Below are 14332 nucleotides of genomic sequence, written 5' to 3'. Positions count from 1 at the left end.
TGCTTTTTTGCGCTGATTCCGCTAAACACCGCGCCAACTCGCGACATGCCATGCGATCGGCGCGGATTTCCAACGGGAAGTCCGGGTACGGTCGTTTTGACATGTTGCGGACACACATTGAACAAGCAGCTCCCGGGCTGCATAACAAGACCCTTTGCCAAGGCAAAAGGAATGCAAGGAGAACAGGCGTGGCTCGTATCGCTGGCGTCAACATCCCGACTGCAAAGCGCGTAGTTATTGCGCTTCGTTACATTCACGGGATCGGACCGAAGTTTGCACAGGAAATCTGCGAGAAGGTCGGTATTCCGGCCGAGCGTCGCGTCAACCAGTTGACCGATGCTGAGGTTCTGCAGATCCGCGAAACCATCGACCGTGACTATCAGGTCGAAGGTGATCTGCGTCGCGAAACCGCGATGAACATCAAGCGTCTTATGGACTTGGGTTCTTACCGCGGTCTGCGTCATCGCCGCGGCCTGCCGGTTCGTGGTCAGCGCACGCACACCAATGCCCGCACCCGCAAGGGTCCGGCAAAGGCGATCGCCGGTAAGAAGAAGTAATTTCCGGGCAGCCGGATTTGGGAGGCTGGCGGTCCGCCGGCCTCTTTTGAGTTTGAAGCGGTGCTCCATGGGTGTCGCTTCGGTGTAGCCGCTGGGATTACGGCGGTGCAGAGATCCAAGAAAGGACTAACATGGCCAAGGAAGCCGTCCGCGTTCGTCGTCGCGAGCGCAAGAATATCACGTCGGGCGTCGCACACGTCAACTCGACCTTCAACAACACGATGATCACCATCACCGACGCACAGGGCAACGCGATTGCCTGGTCGTCCGCTGGTGCCAAGGGCTTCAAGGGTTCGCGCAAGTCGACCCCGTTCGCAGCCCAGATCGCTGCCGAAGATTGCGCCAAGAAGGCTCAGGAACACGGCATGAAGTCGCTCGAAGTTGAAGTTTGCGGTCCGGGCTCCGGTCGTGAATCCGCTCTGCGCGCGCTCCAGGCTGCTGGTTTCATGATCACGTCCATCCGCGACGTGACCCCGATCCCGCACAATGGTTGCCGCCCGCGCAAGAAGCGTCGCGTCTGATCATCGCCACTCACGACACCGGCCGGGGTAGATGCGCCCGGCTTGGTGTTACTCAAGCTCGGTTGCCACGATTGGATGGTGGCAACGAACGGAAGGCAAAAACATGATTCAGAAAAACTGGCAGGAACTGATCAAGCCCAACAAGGTCGAGTTCACCTCGAGCGGCCGCACCAAGGCAACGCTCGTGGCGGAACCGCTGGAGCGTGGCTTTGGTCTCACCCTCGGCAACGCGCTGCGTCGCGTTCTGCTGTCCTCTCTGCGCGGTGCCGCTGTGACGGCCGTGCAGATCGACGGCGTATTGCATGAGTTCTCCTCTATCCCGGGCGTCCGGGAAGACGTGACGGATATCGTGCTGAACATCAAGGAAATCGCCATCAAGATGGACGGCGATGACAGCAAGCGCATGGTCGTCCGCAAGCAAGGCCCAGGCGTTGTAACGGCTGGCGACATCCAGACGGTCGGCGATATCGAAATCCTCAACCCCGAGCATGTCATCTGCACGCTCGACGAGGGCGCCGAAATCCGCATGGAATTCACCGTCAACAACGGCAAGGGCTATGTGCCCGCCGAGCGCAATCGTGCGGAAGACGCTCCGATCGGCCTCATCCCGGTCGACAGCCTCTATTCGCCGGTCAAGAAGGTGTCCTACAAGGTTGAAAATACCCGCGAAGGACAGGTTCTCGACTACGACAAGCTGAGCATGTCGATCGAAACCGACGGTTCGATCAGCGGTGAAGATGCCGTCGCTTTCGCGGCTCGCATCCTCCAGGATCAGCTTGGCGTGTTCGTCAACTTCGACGAGCCGCAGAAGGAAGCCGAAGAAGAAGCAGTCACCGAACTCGCTTTCAACCCGGCGCTCCTCAAGAAGGTGGACGAGCTGGAACTGTCCGTTCGCTCGGCAAATTGCCTGAAGAACGACAACATCGTCTACATCGGCGACCTCATTCAGAAGACCGAAGCAGAAATGCTCCGCACGCCGAATTTTGGTCGCAAGTCGCTGAACGAAATCAAGGAAGTTCTCGCTTCCATGGGCCTGCACCTCGGCATGGAAGTGCCGGCATGGCCGCCTGAGAACATCGAAGATCTCGCCAAGCGATACGAAGACCAATACTAACCAATCAAACTGCGGGCGAACGATGCCTGCAAGTGAAGGAGAATAGCCATGCGCCACGGTAAAGCCGGCCGCAAGCTGAATAGAACCGCTAGCCATCGTAAGGCGATGTTCGCCAACATGGCGGCTTCGCTCATCACCCATGAGCAGATTGTCACCACGCTCCCGAAGGCGAAGGAAATTCGCCCGATCGTCGAGAAGCTGGTAACCCTCGGCAAGCGCGGCGACCTGCACGCTCGTCGTCAGGCCATCTCGCAGATCCGCGACGTCGCCGTCGTTTCGAAGCTGTTCGACGCGATCGCAACCCGCTACGCCACCCGCAATGGCGGCTACCTGCGTATCATGAAGGCCGGCTTCCGCCAGGGCGACAATGCCGCTCTCGCAGTCGTCGAGTTCGTCGATCGCGACGTCAATGCCAAGGGCGCAGCCGACAAGGCTCGCGTTGCCGCTGAAGAAGAAGCCGCAGCCGCTTAAGGCTAAGCTTCGGATCAGAAATTGAAGGCCGGATGAGCGATCATCCGGCCTTTTGTCGTTTCCGCGACTGGAGCGGTCTTTCAATCTCCCTGATTGCTTTGGAGTATCGCAATCAGCCTTGCTGAGTCGCATTCGGCTCAGGTGGCGTTAGAGCAGGGAGCATCGTGGGACATGCAGCGAAAATTGACGCGTGAGAGACTGCTTCTGTTCCTCGCGCTCCTGGTGACCATCGCCGCCGGTCTTGCATTGCGGCGCTATGGTTATGCGCTCGATCTGCCTTTCGCGATCGTCAAATATGGCGGCTCGTTATTGTGGGGAGCGATGGTCTATTGGCTCCTGGCGACAATATTCGTGTCTTCGGGACGTGTCAGGATTGCCGTGGCGGCGTTGCTCGTCGCGATCGCCGTAGAGTTTTTCAGGCTTTGGCACACGCCTGATCTTGACGCCTTTCGATTGACTGCCGCCGGAGCCCTGTTGCTGGGCAGGGTATTCTCGCTCTGGAATATCGTCGCCTATGCCGCCGGCATCGCGCTGGCGTTGGCGCTTCATCGCATCCTATTCGGGCCGAAGCGCTCAGCATGATGTTCTTGCCCACTTTTATCTCGGCGACGTCGATCATTACTAAGTGATTTATTAGACTATCGGTCGCTTGCGATCCGGGCCGGTTACCACGGCTCTCTCGATATCTGCATAGCTGCATTTCGCATTCCATATAGCGCTTTCGATAATAATAATTTGAATCCTAATTAGTTTAGTGCTAATAGGTTCTCATGAACTCGTCCAATGCCCTGCAACGCGTATTCACCGCAAACCTGCTGACGACCGGCCGCCAATGGCGACGGGCGGTCGATCTCGCGCTGAGCTCCCATGGCATATCTGAGGCGGTGGCCGCGCCGCTGCTTTGGATCGGTCGCCTGGGAGGCGGCGTGCGGCAGGTGGTGCTCGCCACTTATGTCGGCATCGAAGGCCCGTCTCTGGTTCGGCTGATCGATCAGCTCGAAAGCATGGATCTTGTCATCCGCAAGGATGATCCGACGGATCGACGCGCGAAAGGCCTGTGGCTGACGCCGGAAGGCGAAAAGCTGGCCTCCCGTATGGAAGACGTACTTGATGAGCTGCGTGGCAAGATCCTCGCCAATGTCGACCCCGCGGATATCGAAGCTGCGGTTCGCGTCCTGAAGGCTTTCGAGGAGTTTGAGGCATCCAAAGCCGTCGAACCGGAGCCGGAGAAGGTCTCATGAGCATTCCATCCTGGCGCGAGTGGTTATTTTCCGTCAAAGCCTTCATCGCTGCGATTATGGCGCTGTTCATCGCCCTGTCGCTCGATCTGCCGCGTCCCTATTGGGCGATGGCCGCCGTCTATGTGGTCGCCAATCCTCTTGCCGGCGCGACCAGCTCCAAGGGGCTTTACCGCGCGCTCGGCACGCTTATCGGTGCCACCGCATCGGTGATCTTCATCCCGCTCTTCGTCAACGCGCCGGAACTGCTTTCGATCGTTGTCGCGCTATGGACCGGCACCTTGCTGTTCATCTCGATGCTCGACCGCACGTCGCGCAGCTATGTCTTCATGCTGGCCGGCTATACGTTGCCGCTGATCGCGCTGCCGACCGTCGGCTCGCCCGAAACCATTTTCGATGTCGCGCTTGCCCGCTCTGAGGAAATTCTCATCGGCATCGTCTGTGCGAGCGTGGTTAGCGCCGTCGTCTTTCCGAGCAGCGTCGGCACCGTCCTCGGCCAGCGTATAGGTTCCTGGCTGGACGACGCCGGCACCTGGGCCGACGAGATCCTGCGCGGCGAGGGCGCTTCGCCGGCAACGCCCTTGAAGCGGCAGAAGCTTGCCGCCGACGTTTCCGGCCTGGATCTCGTCATCAGCCAGTTGCGCTATGATGCCGGCAGCCGCGACATCGTCAGGCATTCGCGCGAGCTGCGCGGCCGCCTGCTGATGCTGCTGCCGCTCTTCTCCTCCCTTGCCGATCGCCTGCACGCCTTGAAGGCTGGTGGCAAGCCGCTACCGCAGGAATTGGTCGTTGTATTGAATGAGGTGGCCGATTGGCTGGGGCAGGGTGGTCGCGGCAAGGCCGACGAGACCGCTGAGACCTTGTCGCGGAAGATCGAGGAGTTGCAGGAGAACGACCTCGATATCGGCTGGGACGATCTCGTCCGGTCGAGCGCTCTCGCTCGCCTCAAGGAAATCGTCGACTTGTGGCAGGATTGCCTGACGCTGCGCGCCCAGATCGTCTCGGGACAGCAGGTCGGCACCTGGCGCCCCGCCTTCCGCTATCGCAATGTCGTCGGTCGCAGCAGGCATTATGATTACGCCCTGCTTGCCTTCTCGGCCGGTAGCGTCATCGCCGGAATTGCCGTCGCCTGCTTCTTCTGGATCTATTCCGGCTGGGCGGATGGCGCCGGCTTCATCGCCATGGTGGCCGTTGCCTGCTCGTTTTTCGCCGCGCTCGATCGTCCCGCGCCCTTCATCACCACCATGTTCATCTGGACTGCGGTGAGCCTGGTCATCGCCTGCGTCTATATTTTTGGCGTGTTGCCGTCGATTTCCGGCTTTGAAATGCTGGTGCTGGTCTTTGCGCCGCCCTTCCTGGTGATGGGTATCCTGATTACCCGCCCGCAGACCAACATGCTCGGCATGCTGCTGGCGGTGAACGGTGCAAGTTTCATCGCGCTGCAGGATCGTTACACCGCCGATTTCGCCAGCTTCACCAACAGTGCGATCGCCGCTCTGGCCGGTGTTGGCTTCGCCTTGGTCTGGACTTTGCTTACCCGCCCATTCGGATCCGAGCTTGCCGCCTGGCGGCTGGTGCGGGCCGGCTGGAGAGATCTGGCCGAAACTGCCGCCGGCATCCGCCGTGCCGATCATGAACGCCTCTCAGGCCGCATCCTCGACCGCCTGGGCCAGCTCGTCCCCCGTCTTGCAGGCATCGAGGACCGCGAACTGAAAAAGGTCGACGGTTACGCCGATGTCCGTCTCGGCTTCAACGTGCTGATGCTTCAGAAAGAGCGTGGCCAGCTGAAGCCGGCTGCCGCTGCATCGGTCAGCGAAGTCCTGATCGGCGTATCGGATTTCTATCGTTCGCGGCTGAAGGCAAAACGGGCTGTGGATCCGGCCGAGGAACTGCGTGTGTCGATCGACCATAGCCTCGAAGCCGTCGCACAGGAAAAGCGGCAATCCGGTCGGGCGAGCCTTGATGCGCTCGTCGGCCTTCGCCGGGCGCTCTTCCCCCATGCCGAGCCGCCGGCGAGCTGGCGGCCACCGCTATCCGATACAACTCAACCTCTTCCCATTGCCGCCGAGTAATATCATGCCCGCAGAATTCGATCTTTATGGCGTTTATATCCCGCGCCTTCTCGTTCTCATGCTCCTGACGCTGTTTGTCGTCATTGTCGTTCGACGCCTGCTGGCATGGATCGGAGTCTACACTCTGGTCTGGCATCGCGGTCTTTTCGATCTCGCGCTTTACGTCCTGCTGCTCGGCGCCGTCTCCTCAGTCTCCCGTTGGTATTTCACATGAACGCGTTCAAACTCATCGGCCGTGTGGCCGTCACTCTCATCTTCGTTATTGCCGCCGTCTATGTCGGCCGCCAGCTCTGGGGCCATTACATGGATGAACCATGGACGCGCGATGCGCGTCTCAGGGCCGATGTCGTCGGCATCGCCCCCGATGTCTCCGGTCTCGTGAGCGAGGTCCTCGTCAAGGACAACCAGACCGTCAAGAAGGGCGATATCCTCTTCCGCGTCGATCGCGATCGTTTCGCCATCGCGCTTGAACAGGCGGATGCAGCCCTTGCAAGCAGCAAGGCGGCTCTTGAGCAAGCTCAGCGCGAAAGCGCGCGGCAGGCTCGCCTTGGTGATGCCGCTTCCCTGCAGCAGAAGGAGCAGGCGCTGACCACCGTGCAGCAGGATGAGGCTGCCGTTCGTCAGGCGACTGCCAATCGCGAACTCGCCCAGCTCAATCTCGACCGCTCCGAGGTTCGCGCCACCGTCAACGGCACGATCTCGAACCTCAGCCTGCGTCCGGGCGACTATGTTTCCGCCGGGACCGCAAAGGTCGCGCTCATCGACAGCGATTCCCTGCGCGTCGAAGGCTATTTCGAAGAAACCAAGCTGCCGCGCATCCAGATCGGCGACGAAGTTCATATCCACTTGATGGGGCAGGCCGAGAAGCTGACCGGTCATGTCGAGAGCATCGCTTACGGCATCGAGGACCGCGAGCGCACCTCCGGCAGCCTGCTTGCCAATATCACGCCAACCTTCAGCTGGGTACGCCTGGCGCAGCGTGTGCCGGTGCGCATCGCGCTCGACAAGGTACCCGATGGCACGAAGCTCATCGCCGGCCTCACGGCGACCGTCGAAGTGCAGGAACAGGGCCAAGCAAAGATCGCCAGCGCTGCGGAATGACTTCGCTTGAAGGGAGAGCGGCCTCCCTCAGGCCGCTCTGGAGCTAGAGGCCGCAGCTGGCCTACGTGCTGCCCGCCGCCTCTCCATCATGATCGGCCGGTAGGATCTGTATAGGATCATGGCGATCAGCAGGCCGATATAGATGAACTGCTCCACCGAGAGGACCTTAGTTGATAGCGCAAAGTGCAGAGCACCGCAGGCGGCGATGATATAGACGAGGCGATGCAGCCAGATCCATTTCTTGCCGAGACGCTTGATCGAGAAATTGTTCGACGTCACGGCCAAGGCCAGCAGCATGACAAGCCCTGCCATGCCGAACATGATGAAGGGCCGCTTCAATACGTCATCGATGACGGCCTGCACGTCCAACGCCTGATCGAGAACCATATAGACGGTCAGGTGCATCAGCGCGTAGTAGAAGCAGAGCAGACCGAGTGCGCGGCGATAGCGCAGATAGTTCCAGCCGAAGAGATCGCGAAGCGGCGTGACAGCAAGTGTCAGCAGCAGAAAGCGGATCGCCCATAGTCCCAGGAAGAGCTCGAACGTCTTCACCGCGTCGGCGCCGAGCTGATCCGTCGCCCCGAGATAGAACTCCCAGGCGGCCGGTAAAAGTCCGACAAAGTAGAGCGCCCAGACGGAGGCGGGTTGCCAGCGTTTTGGGAGAGCGAAGGAGAGGGCCATCAGAAATTCACCCTGAGATCCATGCCGCTATAGAGGCTGGCAACCTGATCGGCATAGCCGTTGAAGGGCAGGGTGGGGTGACGATTGGAGCCGAAGAAGCCGCCTTCGCCGATGCGCCGTTCCGTCGCCTGGCTCCAGCGCGGATGATCGACAGCCGGATTGACGTTGGCGTAGAAGCCATATTCCTGGCTGTTGGTCGCCTGCCATGTATTCAGCGGCTGCTTGTCGGTGAGCGTGATGCGCACGATCGACTTGATGCCCTTGAAGCCATATTTCCACGGCACGACGAGCCGGATCGGCGCGCCGTTCTGGTTCGGCAGGGTCTCGCCATAGAGGCCGACGGCAAGCAGCGTCAGCGGATTGCGCGCCTCGTCCAGGCGCAGCCCCTCGACATAGGGCCAGTTGAGAGATTGCAGGAGGCCCGATTGCCCCGGCATTTCTTCCGGCCGCACGACAGTCTCGAAGGCCACATATTTGGCGCTGCCCTGCGGCTCCACCTTGTCGAGCAGGGCGGAAAGCTGGAAGCCGTCCCATGGGATCACCATCGACCAGGCTTCGACGCAGCGCATGCGATAGACCCGCTCTTCCGGCGGGAACTCCTTGATCAGCGCATCGATATCGAACGTGCCGGGCTTGTTGACCATGCCGTCGACCTTGACCGTCCAGGGACGCGGCTTGAACTTGCCTGAGAGGCTGGCCGGATCGGACTTGTCGAGGCCGAATTCGTAGAAATTGTTGTAGGTGGTGACGTCCTTGAGCGGCGTCAGCTTCTCATCGACCGTGTAATTGCTCTTGGTCGCCGTCAGGGCTTCGGCCAGCGCCGTCTTGCCGCCGATAGCCGCCACGCCGATACCGGCCGCGGCCGCCGTCAGGAACTCGCGCCGCTTCAGATAGATCGAGCGGGGTGTGATCTCGGAGGATGCGATTTTCGGCGGGCGATAGGCGGCCATGGAACAATTCCTTTATGCGATAGCAGCTTCGATATGAGCGATACGCAACGGACACAGGTTTTGTTACACTCTTAGGCCGGCATTTCTTTGGAAGTGAAAGCAACTTTTTGTGTGCGCTTGTGATCGGGCTGTTTCGTTCCCAACTTTGGTCGAGCGACTTGTTTGCCCGGACGTGGCCCTTGCCCGGCGGCGTACCGGATTCGCTTGAGTTGATAGTGACAGTACTGCACGATTGGATTACGACAATTCCAAAAAGCGGAGTTGCCGGCGCTCTTCGGCCTGAAACCCTTGGCCGATGCCCGGCGCCGCACAATTTCCAAGATGACGAGGAAGACACCATGCCAGCTTATCGTTCCAGAACAACCACCCACGGCCGCAACATGGCCGGTGCGCGCGGCCTTTGGCGCGCAACGGGTATGAAGGACAGCGATTTCGGCAAGCCCATTATTGCGGTGGTCAACTCCTTCACTCAGTTCGTGCCCGGCCACGTTCACCTTAAGGATCTCGGCCAGCTGGTCGCGCGCGAAATCGAGGCCGCCGGCGGTGTTGCCAAGGAATTCAACACCATCGCCGTCGACGACGGTATCGCCATGGGCCATGACGGCATGCTCTATTCGCTGCCGTCGCGCGAGCTGATCGCCGACAGCGTCGAATATATGGTCAATGCGCATTGCGCCGACGCCATGGTCTGCATCTCCAACTGCGACAAGATCACCCCCGGCATGCTGATGGCCTCGCTGCGCCTGAATATTCCGACGGTCTTCGTGTCCGGCGGCCCGATGGAGGCCGGCAAGGTCGTCCTGCACGGCAAGAAGCATGCGCTCGATCTCGTCGACGCCATGGTTGCCGCCGCTGACGACAAGATCAGCGATGAAGATGTTCAGGTCATCGAGCGCTCCGCCTGTCCGACCTGTGGCTCGTGCTCGGGCATGTTCACGGCCAATTCGATGAACTGCCTGACCGAAGCGCTCGGCCTATCGCTGCCTGGCAACGGCTCGACGCTCGCCACCCACGCCGACCGCAAGCGCCTCTTCGTCGAAGCCGGCCATCTGGTCGTCGATCTCGCCCGCCGTTATTACGAGCAGGACGATGCATCGATCCTGCCGCGTTCCGTTGCCTCCAAGCAGGCCTTCGAGAATGCCATGGCGCTCGATATTGCCATGGGTGGCTCGACCAACACGGTTCTGCACATCTTGGCGGCCGCGCATGAGGGCGAAGTCGATTTCACCATGGCCGACATCGATGCGCTGTCGCGCCGCGTACCATGCCTCTCCAAGGTTGCACCGGCAAAGAACGACGTCCACATGGAAGACGTGCACCGCGCCGGCGGTATCATGTCGATCCTCGGCGAGCTCGATAAGGGCGGTCTCATCAACCGCGATTGCCCGACCGTGCATTCCGAGACCATCGGCGACGCCATCGATCGCTGGGACATCACCCGCACCAACAGCGAGACGGTGCGCGAATTCTTCCGCGCGGCTCCGGGCGGCATTCCGACCCAGGTTGCCTTCAGCCAGAACGCCCGCTGGGAGGAGCTCGATACCGATCGCGAGAAGGGCGTCATCCGCTCCGTCGAGCATCCCTTCTCCAAGGATGGCGGTTTGGCTGTCCTCAAGGGCAACTTGGCGCTCGATGGCTGCATCGTGAAGACAGCCGGTGTCGATGAATCGATCCTGAAGTTCTCCGGCCCGGCCAAGGTCTTCGAAAGCCAGGATGCTGCCGTCAAGGGCATTCTCAGCAATGAGATCAAGGCCGGCGACGTCGTCGTCATCCGCTACGAAGGCCCGAAGGGCGGTCCCGGCATGCAGGAAATGCTCTATCCGACGAGCTATCTGAAGTCGAAAGGCCTTGGCAAGGCCTGCGCGCTGATCACCGACGGCCGCTTCTCCGGCGGCACCTCGGGTCTGTCGATCGGTCACGTTTCTCCGGAAGCGGCCAATGGCGGCACGATCGGTCTGGTGCGCGAAGGCGACATGATCGACATCGACATCCCGAACCGCATCATCAGCCTGCGCGTCGACGACAAGGAGCTTGCCGCTCGCCGCGAAGCCCAGAATGCTAGGGGTTGGCATCCGGCGGAAGTGCGCAAGCGCAACGTCACCACGGCGTTGAAGGCCTATGCTGCATTCGCGACCAGCGCGGATCGCGGCGCAGTTCGCGATCTGGGTGGGAAGTAACTAGACCCCTTCTCCCCGCACAGCGGGGAGAAGGTGGACTCGAACGGTCGAGCATGGCTCGGCCGCGAGAGGACGGATGAGGGGCCTTCGAGCTTTATCGCAGCGGCGGAATTTGGCTGTCGCTGTGCTTGGCCCTCACCCTAGCCCTCTCCCCGCAGGCGGGGCGAGGGGACATCCCAGCGAAAACCTTTAAGCCATTCAAACCAAACTCTTACAGCGGCCGATTGATCTGCTTGTAGGTGTCGTTCAGCACCTTCAGGCGCTCCTCGTAGGACGTCTTCAAGCAGGCGACATCCGCCTCGCAAGCCTGCCGCTTCTTCAGCCACTCCGTCTGCTGGTCCTGCATCGTGCCCCGTGCACCCATGGCGAGGAGGCCCGAGAGCAGGTCGAAGGTCGTCACCATTTTCACATCGGCATCGTTGAGAGCGCGAACGTCGCATATCGTCTTCTCGTCCGGCTTCAGATTCTGCGCCTCGCAATCGAAGCTGGCGGCACGGGAAGTGCCGGCCATACCCAGAGAGACGAGAAAAGTGGCGGCGGCAAGATGGATCAATCGCATGTCTGGTTCCCTTTTAACGATTCCCAACGCGAAATGCATGACAGCATGTTTTTGTTCAGCGAGCCTGTTTTTTATCGCTGCAAAACTCCATTTATGCTTCATGGTTCCGCCCCCTTTTCTTTCTAGCTTCGGGCGCTACAACGTTGTTTAAAGAGAATTAAAAAGGGAAATTTCATGCACCTCCTCCTAAAGCGCACTGCCGTTTCGATGATTGCCCTCGTCATGGCGATGCCGCTTTCCGCTGAGGCTCAGACAGCGAAGACGCTGCCGCAAAGCCAGACTCAGATGCAGCTTTCCTTCGCCCCGCTGGTCAAACAGACGGCGGGCGCTGTCGTGAACGTCTATGCCGAGCGTGTCGTGCAGCGTCAGTCCCCCTTTGCCGGCGATCCCTTCTTCGAGCAATTCTTCGGACAGCGCATGCCGAATCGCACCGAGAAGCAGTCGTCGCTGGGCTCCGGCGTCATCGTGGAGGCAAATGGCACCGTCATCACCAATAACCACGTTGTCGACGGCGCTGACGACATCAAGATCGCGCTTTCGGACGGCCGCGAATTTCCCTGCAAGGTCGTGCTGAAGGACGATCGTGTGGACCTCGCCGTCCTGAAGATCCAGTCGAAGAATGAGACTTTCCCGGTTCTGCCGCTCGGCAATTCCGATGGCATCGAGGTCGGCGATCTCGTGCTCGCCATCGGCAATCCCTTCGGCGTGGGACAGACGGTAACGAGCGGCATCGTTTCGGCCCTTGCCCGCAATCAGGTCAAGAACGAGGTCGGCTTCTTCATTCAGACCGACGCTTCGATCAACCCCGGCAATTCGGGCGGCGCGCTCGTCAACATGACCGGCGAGCTGATCGGGCTGAATACGGCGATCTTCTCCCAGGGCGGCGGCTCCAATGGTATCGGCTTCGCCATCCCCGCCAATCTGGTCAAGGTCTTCCTCGCCGCCGCCGATCGTGGCGACAAGTCTTTCGAGCGGCCCTATATCGGCGCCTCCTTCGAGCCGGTGACATCCGATGTTGCCGAAGCACTCGGCCTTGACAAGGTGCGCGGTGCGCTGGTGACCAAGGTCGTCGATGGCGGTCCGGCGGCCAAGGCGGGCCTGAAGCCCGGTGAGGTGATCACGGCGCTGAATAACATTTCAATCGAGCATCCCGATGCGCTAGGCTATCGCCTGACGACGGCTGGCCTTGGTGCGACAGTGGCATTGACGGTGCTCGACAATGGGAAGGAGCATCAGGCCACGATGACGCTCGCCGCCGCCCCCGAATCCACGCCGCGCGACGAGCGGGTGATCGAGGGTAACAATCCTTTCTCCGGCGCGACCGTTGCCAATCTTTCACCGCGCGTTGCCGATGACCTGCATATGCCGCCGGATTCCACGGGTGTCGTCATCGAAAGCCTGAAGCCGAATTCGCCGGCCGACCGGCTTGGATTTGCCGCCCGCGATATCGTCATTTCCATAAATGGGGTGGCGATCAACACGACGGAAATCCTTCAGAAGACCGTCACGTCAAACCCCAGCTTCTGGCGCGTCGAGATCGAGCGCGACGGCCAGCGTATCAGGCAGTTCTTCCGATGAGCGATGACCTGTTTGCACCGCGGATACCGGAGGAGGTCGCCAATAAGCGGCCTCTCGCCGACCGTCTGCGGCCGCAAACATTGGCCGAAGTCACCGGTCAGGCACATCTGACGGGCGAGGACGGCGTATTGCGCCGGATGATCGAGGCGGGCTCGCTGGGATCGATGATCTTCTGGGGGCCGCCAGGCACCGGCAAGACGACCGTTGCAAGACTGCTTTCGGGCGAGGCGGGTCTCGCCTTCGAGCAAATCTCGGCAATTTTCTCCGGTGTCGCCGATCTGAAGAAGGTGTTCGAGGCGGCAAGGTTGCGGCGAATGGATGGCCGCCAGACCCTGCTGTTTGTTGACGAGATCCATCGCTTCAATCGCGCCCAACAGGATAGCTTCTTGCCCGTTATGGAAGACGGCACCGTCATTCTCGTTGGCGCAACCACGGAAAATCCATCCTTCGAACTCAACGCCGCTCTTCTTTCCCGGGCCCGCGTTCTGACATTCCGTTCGCATGATGAGGAAAGCCTGGAAGAACTGCTGCGCCGCGCCGAAACGGTGGAAGGCAAGCCGCTGCCGCTGACGGAGGATGCTCGCGCCAGCCTGATCCGCATGGCCGACGGCGATGGCCGCTCGGTGCTGACGCTGGCGGAAGAAGTCTGGCGTGCTGCCCGCAAGGACGAGCTTTTCGATCCCGACATGCTGGTCAAAATTGTCCAGCGCCGCGCGCCCGTCTATGACAAGGCGCAGGACGGTCACTACAATCTGATATCGGCGTTGCATAAATCTGTCCGCGGTTCCGACCCCGATGCCGCTCTCTACTATCTCGCCCGTATGTTCGATGCCGGCGAGGATCCGCTCTATCTTGGACGCCGACTGGTGCGCATGGCGGTGGAGGATATCGGTCTTGCCGATCCGCAGGCGCTTGTCATCTGTAATGCTGCTAAGGACGCCTATGATTATCTGGGGTCGCCGGAAGGTGAGCTGGCGCTGGCCCAGGCCTGCGTCTATCTCGCTACCGCCCCGAAATCCAATGCCGTCTACACGGCCTTCAAGGCCGCGACCCAGGCCGCCAAGCAGAACGGCTCGCTTCTACCGCCCAAGCACATTCTGAATGCACCGACCAAGCTGATGCGTACCGAAGGCTATGGCGATGGTTATCGCTACGATCACGACGAGCCAGATGCCTTTTCAGGCCAGAATTACTTTCCGGAGAAGATGGGTCGCCAGACCTTCTACGATCCGCCGGAGCGGGGTTTCGAGCGTGAGATCCGCAAGCGGCTGGACTGGTGGTCGAAGCTGCGCAAGGAACGCGGTGAACGCTAG

General features: G+C 60.5%; 15 protein-coding genes. 12 read left to right on the top strand and 3 right to left on the bottom strand.

Features of this window, described 5'->3' with window-relative positions; genetic code table 11:
* Window positions 1–188 precede the first annotated feature (188 nt).
* The 9 genes from rpsM to FBZ99_RS03020 all read left to right on the top strand — a co-directional run bounded on the left by rpsM (window position 189) and on the right by FBZ99_RS03020 (window position 7074).
* Window positions 189–557 carry a 30S ribosomal protein S13 gene (rpsM, locus tag FBZ99_RS03060; RefSeq protein WP_004118424.1) on the top strand — a complete coding sequence of 123 codons (369 nt, stop codon included), beginning with the start codon at window positions 189–191 and terminating at the stop codon, window positions 555–557.
* Between the two features lie 131 nt (window positions 558–688).
* A complete protein-coding gene (rpsK, locus tag FBZ99_RS03055; RefSeq protein WP_004118426.1) occupies window positions 689–1078 on the top strand; it encodes a 30S ribosomal protein S11 in 390 nt (129 codons plus the stop codon).
* A gap of 103 nt (window positions 1079–1181) precedes the next feature.
* Window positions 1182–2192: a DNA-directed RNA polymerase subunit alpha gene (locus FBZ99_RS03050; RefSeq protein WP_047634789.1), complete on the top strand. Its 1011-nt coding sequence runs from the start codon at window positions 1182–1184 to the stop codon at window positions 2190–2192.
* A gap of 48 nt (window positions 2193–2240) precedes the next feature.
* Window positions 2241–2663: a 50S ribosomal protein L17 gene (gene rplQ / locus FBZ99_RS03045; RefSeq protein ID WP_069611907.1), complete on the top strand. Its 423-nt coding sequence runs from the start codon at window positions 2241–2243 to the stop codon at window positions 2661–2663.
* A 171-nt stretch (window positions 2664–2834) separates the two neighbouring features.
* Entirely contained in the window at window positions 2835–3245 is a 411-nt protein-coding gene (locus FBZ99_RS03040; RefSeq protein ID WP_173004649.1) for a ribosomal maturation YjgA family protein, read from the top strand.
* Between the two features lie 188 nt (window positions 3246–3433).
* A complete protein-coding gene (locus FBZ99_RS03035; protein ID WP_113352670.1) occupies window positions 3434–3904 on the top strand; it encodes a MarR family winged helix-turn-helix transcriptional regulator in 471 nt (156 codons plus the stop codon).
* On the top strand, window positions 3901–5973 hold the full coding sequence (locus FBZ99_RS03030; protein WP_113352669.1) for an FUSC family protein: 2073 nt from the start codon (window positions 3901–3903) through the stop codon (window positions 5971–5973). Before FBZ99_RS03035 ends, FBZ99_RS03030 begins: the two co-directional genes overlap by 4 nt.
* A gap of 4 nt (window positions 5974–5977) precedes the next feature.
* A complete protein-coding gene (locus FBZ99_RS03025) occupies window positions 5978–6187 on the top strand; it encodes a DUF1656 domain-containing protein (RefSeq protein ID WP_092715835.1) in 210 nt (69 codons plus the stop codon).
* Window positions 6184–7074 carry an efflux RND transporter periplasmic adaptor subunit gene (locus tag FBZ99_RS03020; RefSeq protein ID WP_113333537.1) on the top strand — a complete coding sequence of 297 codons (891 nt, stop codon included), beginning with the start codon at window positions 6184–6186 and terminating at the stop codon, window positions 7072–7074. The genes FBZ99_RS03025 and FBZ99_RS03020 overlap by 4 nt, the downstream gene beginning before the upstream one ends.
* 27 nt (window positions 7075–7101) lie before the next feature.
* On the opposite strand, the gene msrQ is transcribed toward FBZ99_RS03020, so the two are convergent.
* Window positions 7102–7758: a protein-methionine-sulfoxide reductase heme-binding subunit MsrQ gene (gene msrQ / locus FBZ99_RS03015; RefSeq protein WP_113333536.1), complete on the bottom strand. Its 657-nt coding sequence runs from the start codon at window positions 7756–7758 to the stop codon at window positions 7102–7104.
* Window positions 7755–8705 (bottom strand): protein-methionine-sulfoxide reductase catalytic subunit MsrP, encoded by a 951-nt coding sequence (gene msrP, locus FBZ99_RS03010; protein ID WP_113352668.1) that lies wholly within the window; start codon window positions 8703–8705, stop codon window positions 7755–7757. The genes msrQ and msrP overlap by 4 nt, the downstream gene beginning before the upstream one ends.
* 338 nt (window positions 8706–9043) lie before the next feature.
* On the opposite strand from msrP, the gene ilvD reads away from it, so the two are divergent.
* A complete protein-coding gene (gene ilvD / locus FBZ99_RS03005; protein ID WP_113352667.1) occupies window positions 9044–10882 on the top strand; it encodes a dihydroxy-acid dehydratase in 1839 nt (612 codons plus the stop codon).
* A 211-nt stretch (window positions 10883–11093) separates the two neighbouring features.
* On the opposite strand, the gene FBZ99_RS03000 is transcribed toward ilvD, so the two are convergent.
* The gene (locus FBZ99_RS03000; protein WP_113352666.1) at window positions 11094–11441 is read right to left on the bottom strand and encodes a lysozyme inhibitor LprI family protein; all 348 of its coding nucleotides are present in this window, start codon (window positions 11439–11441) and stop codon (window positions 11094–11096) included.
* A gap of 174 nt (window positions 11442–11615) precedes the next feature.
* On the opposite strand from FBZ99_RS03000, the gene FBZ99_RS02995 reads away from it, so the two are divergent.
* A complete protein-coding gene (locus FBZ99_RS02995; protein WP_113333533.1) occupies window positions 11616–13019 on the top strand; it encodes a DegQ family serine endoprotease in 1404 nt (467 codons plus the stop codon).
* Window positions 13016–14332 (top strand): replication-associated recombination protein A, encoded by a 1317-nt coding sequence (locus FBZ99_RS02990; RefSeq protein ID WP_112341028.1) that lies wholly within the window; start codon window positions 13016–13018, stop codon window positions 14330–14332. The genes FBZ99_RS02995 and FBZ99_RS02990 overlap by 4 nt, the downstream gene beginning before the upstream one ends.

It is taken from the genome of Rhizobium sp. ERR 1071 (assembly GCF_007828675.1).
Classification (GTDB): domain Bacteria; phylum Pseudomonadota; class Alphaproteobacteria; order Rhizobiales; family Rhizobiaceae; genus Rhizobium; species Rhizobium dioscoreae.
This window is presented reverse-complemented; position numbering and strand designations above follow the sequence as displayed.

What these genes read in the sequence shown, in the direction of transcription:
- rpsK (WP_004118426.1), top strand. Translation starts at nt 689, where the DNA reads ATGGCCAAGGAAGCCGTCCGCGTTCGTCGTCGCGAGCGCAAGAATATC.
- FBZ99_RS03050 (WP_047634789.1), top strand. Translation starts at nt 1,182, where the DNA reads ATGATTCAGAAAAACTGGCAGGAACTGATCAAGCCCAACAAGGTCGAG.
- rplQ (WP_069611907.1), top strand. Translation starts at nt 2,241, where the DNA reads ATGCGCCACGGTAAAGCCGGCCGCAAGCTGAATAGAACCGCTAGCCAT.
- FBZ99_RS03040 (WP_173004649.1), top strand. Translation starts at nt 2,835, where the DNA reads ATGCAGCGAAAATTGACGCGTGAGAGACTGCTTCTGTTCCTCGCGCTC.
- FBZ99_RS03035 (WP_113352670.1), top strand. Translation starts at nt 3,434, where the DNA reads ATGAACTCGTCCAATGCCCTGCAACGCGTATTCACCGCAAACCTGCTG.
- FBZ99_RS03030 (WP_113352669.1), top strand. Translation starts at nt 3,901, where the DNA reads ATGAGCATTCCATCCTGGCGCGAGTGGTTATTTTCCGTCAAAGCCTTC.
- FBZ99_RS03025 (WP_092715835.1), top strand. Translation starts at nt 5,978, where the DNA reads ATGCCCGCAGAATTCGATCTTTATGGCGTTTATATCCCGCGCCTTCTC.
- FBZ99_RS03020 (WP_113333537.1), top strand. Translation starts at nt 6,184, where the DNA reads ATGAACGCGTTCAAACTCATCGGCCGTGTGGCCGTCACTCTCATCTTC.
- msrP (WP_113352668.1), bottom strand. Translation starts at nt 8,705, where the DNA reads ATGGCCGCCTATCGCCCGCCGAAAATCGCATCCTCCGAGATCACACCC.
- ilvD (WP_113352667.1), top strand. Translation starts at nt 9,044, where the DNA reads ATGCCAGCTTATCGTTCCAGAACAACCACCCACGGCCGCAACATGGCC.
- FBZ99_RS03000 (WP_113352666.1), bottom strand. Translation starts at nt 11,441, where the DNA reads ATGCGATTGATCCATCTTGCCGCCGCCACTTTTCTCGTCTCTCTGGGT.
- FBZ99_RS02995 (WP_113333533.1), top strand. Translation starts at nt 11,616, where the DNA reads ATGCACCTCCTCCTAAAGCGCACTGCCGTTTCGATGATTGCCCTCGTC.
- FBZ99_RS02990 (WP_112341028.1), top strand. Translation starts at nt 13,016, where the DNA reads ATGAGCGATGACCTGTTTGCACCGCGGATACCGGAGGAGGTCGCCAAT.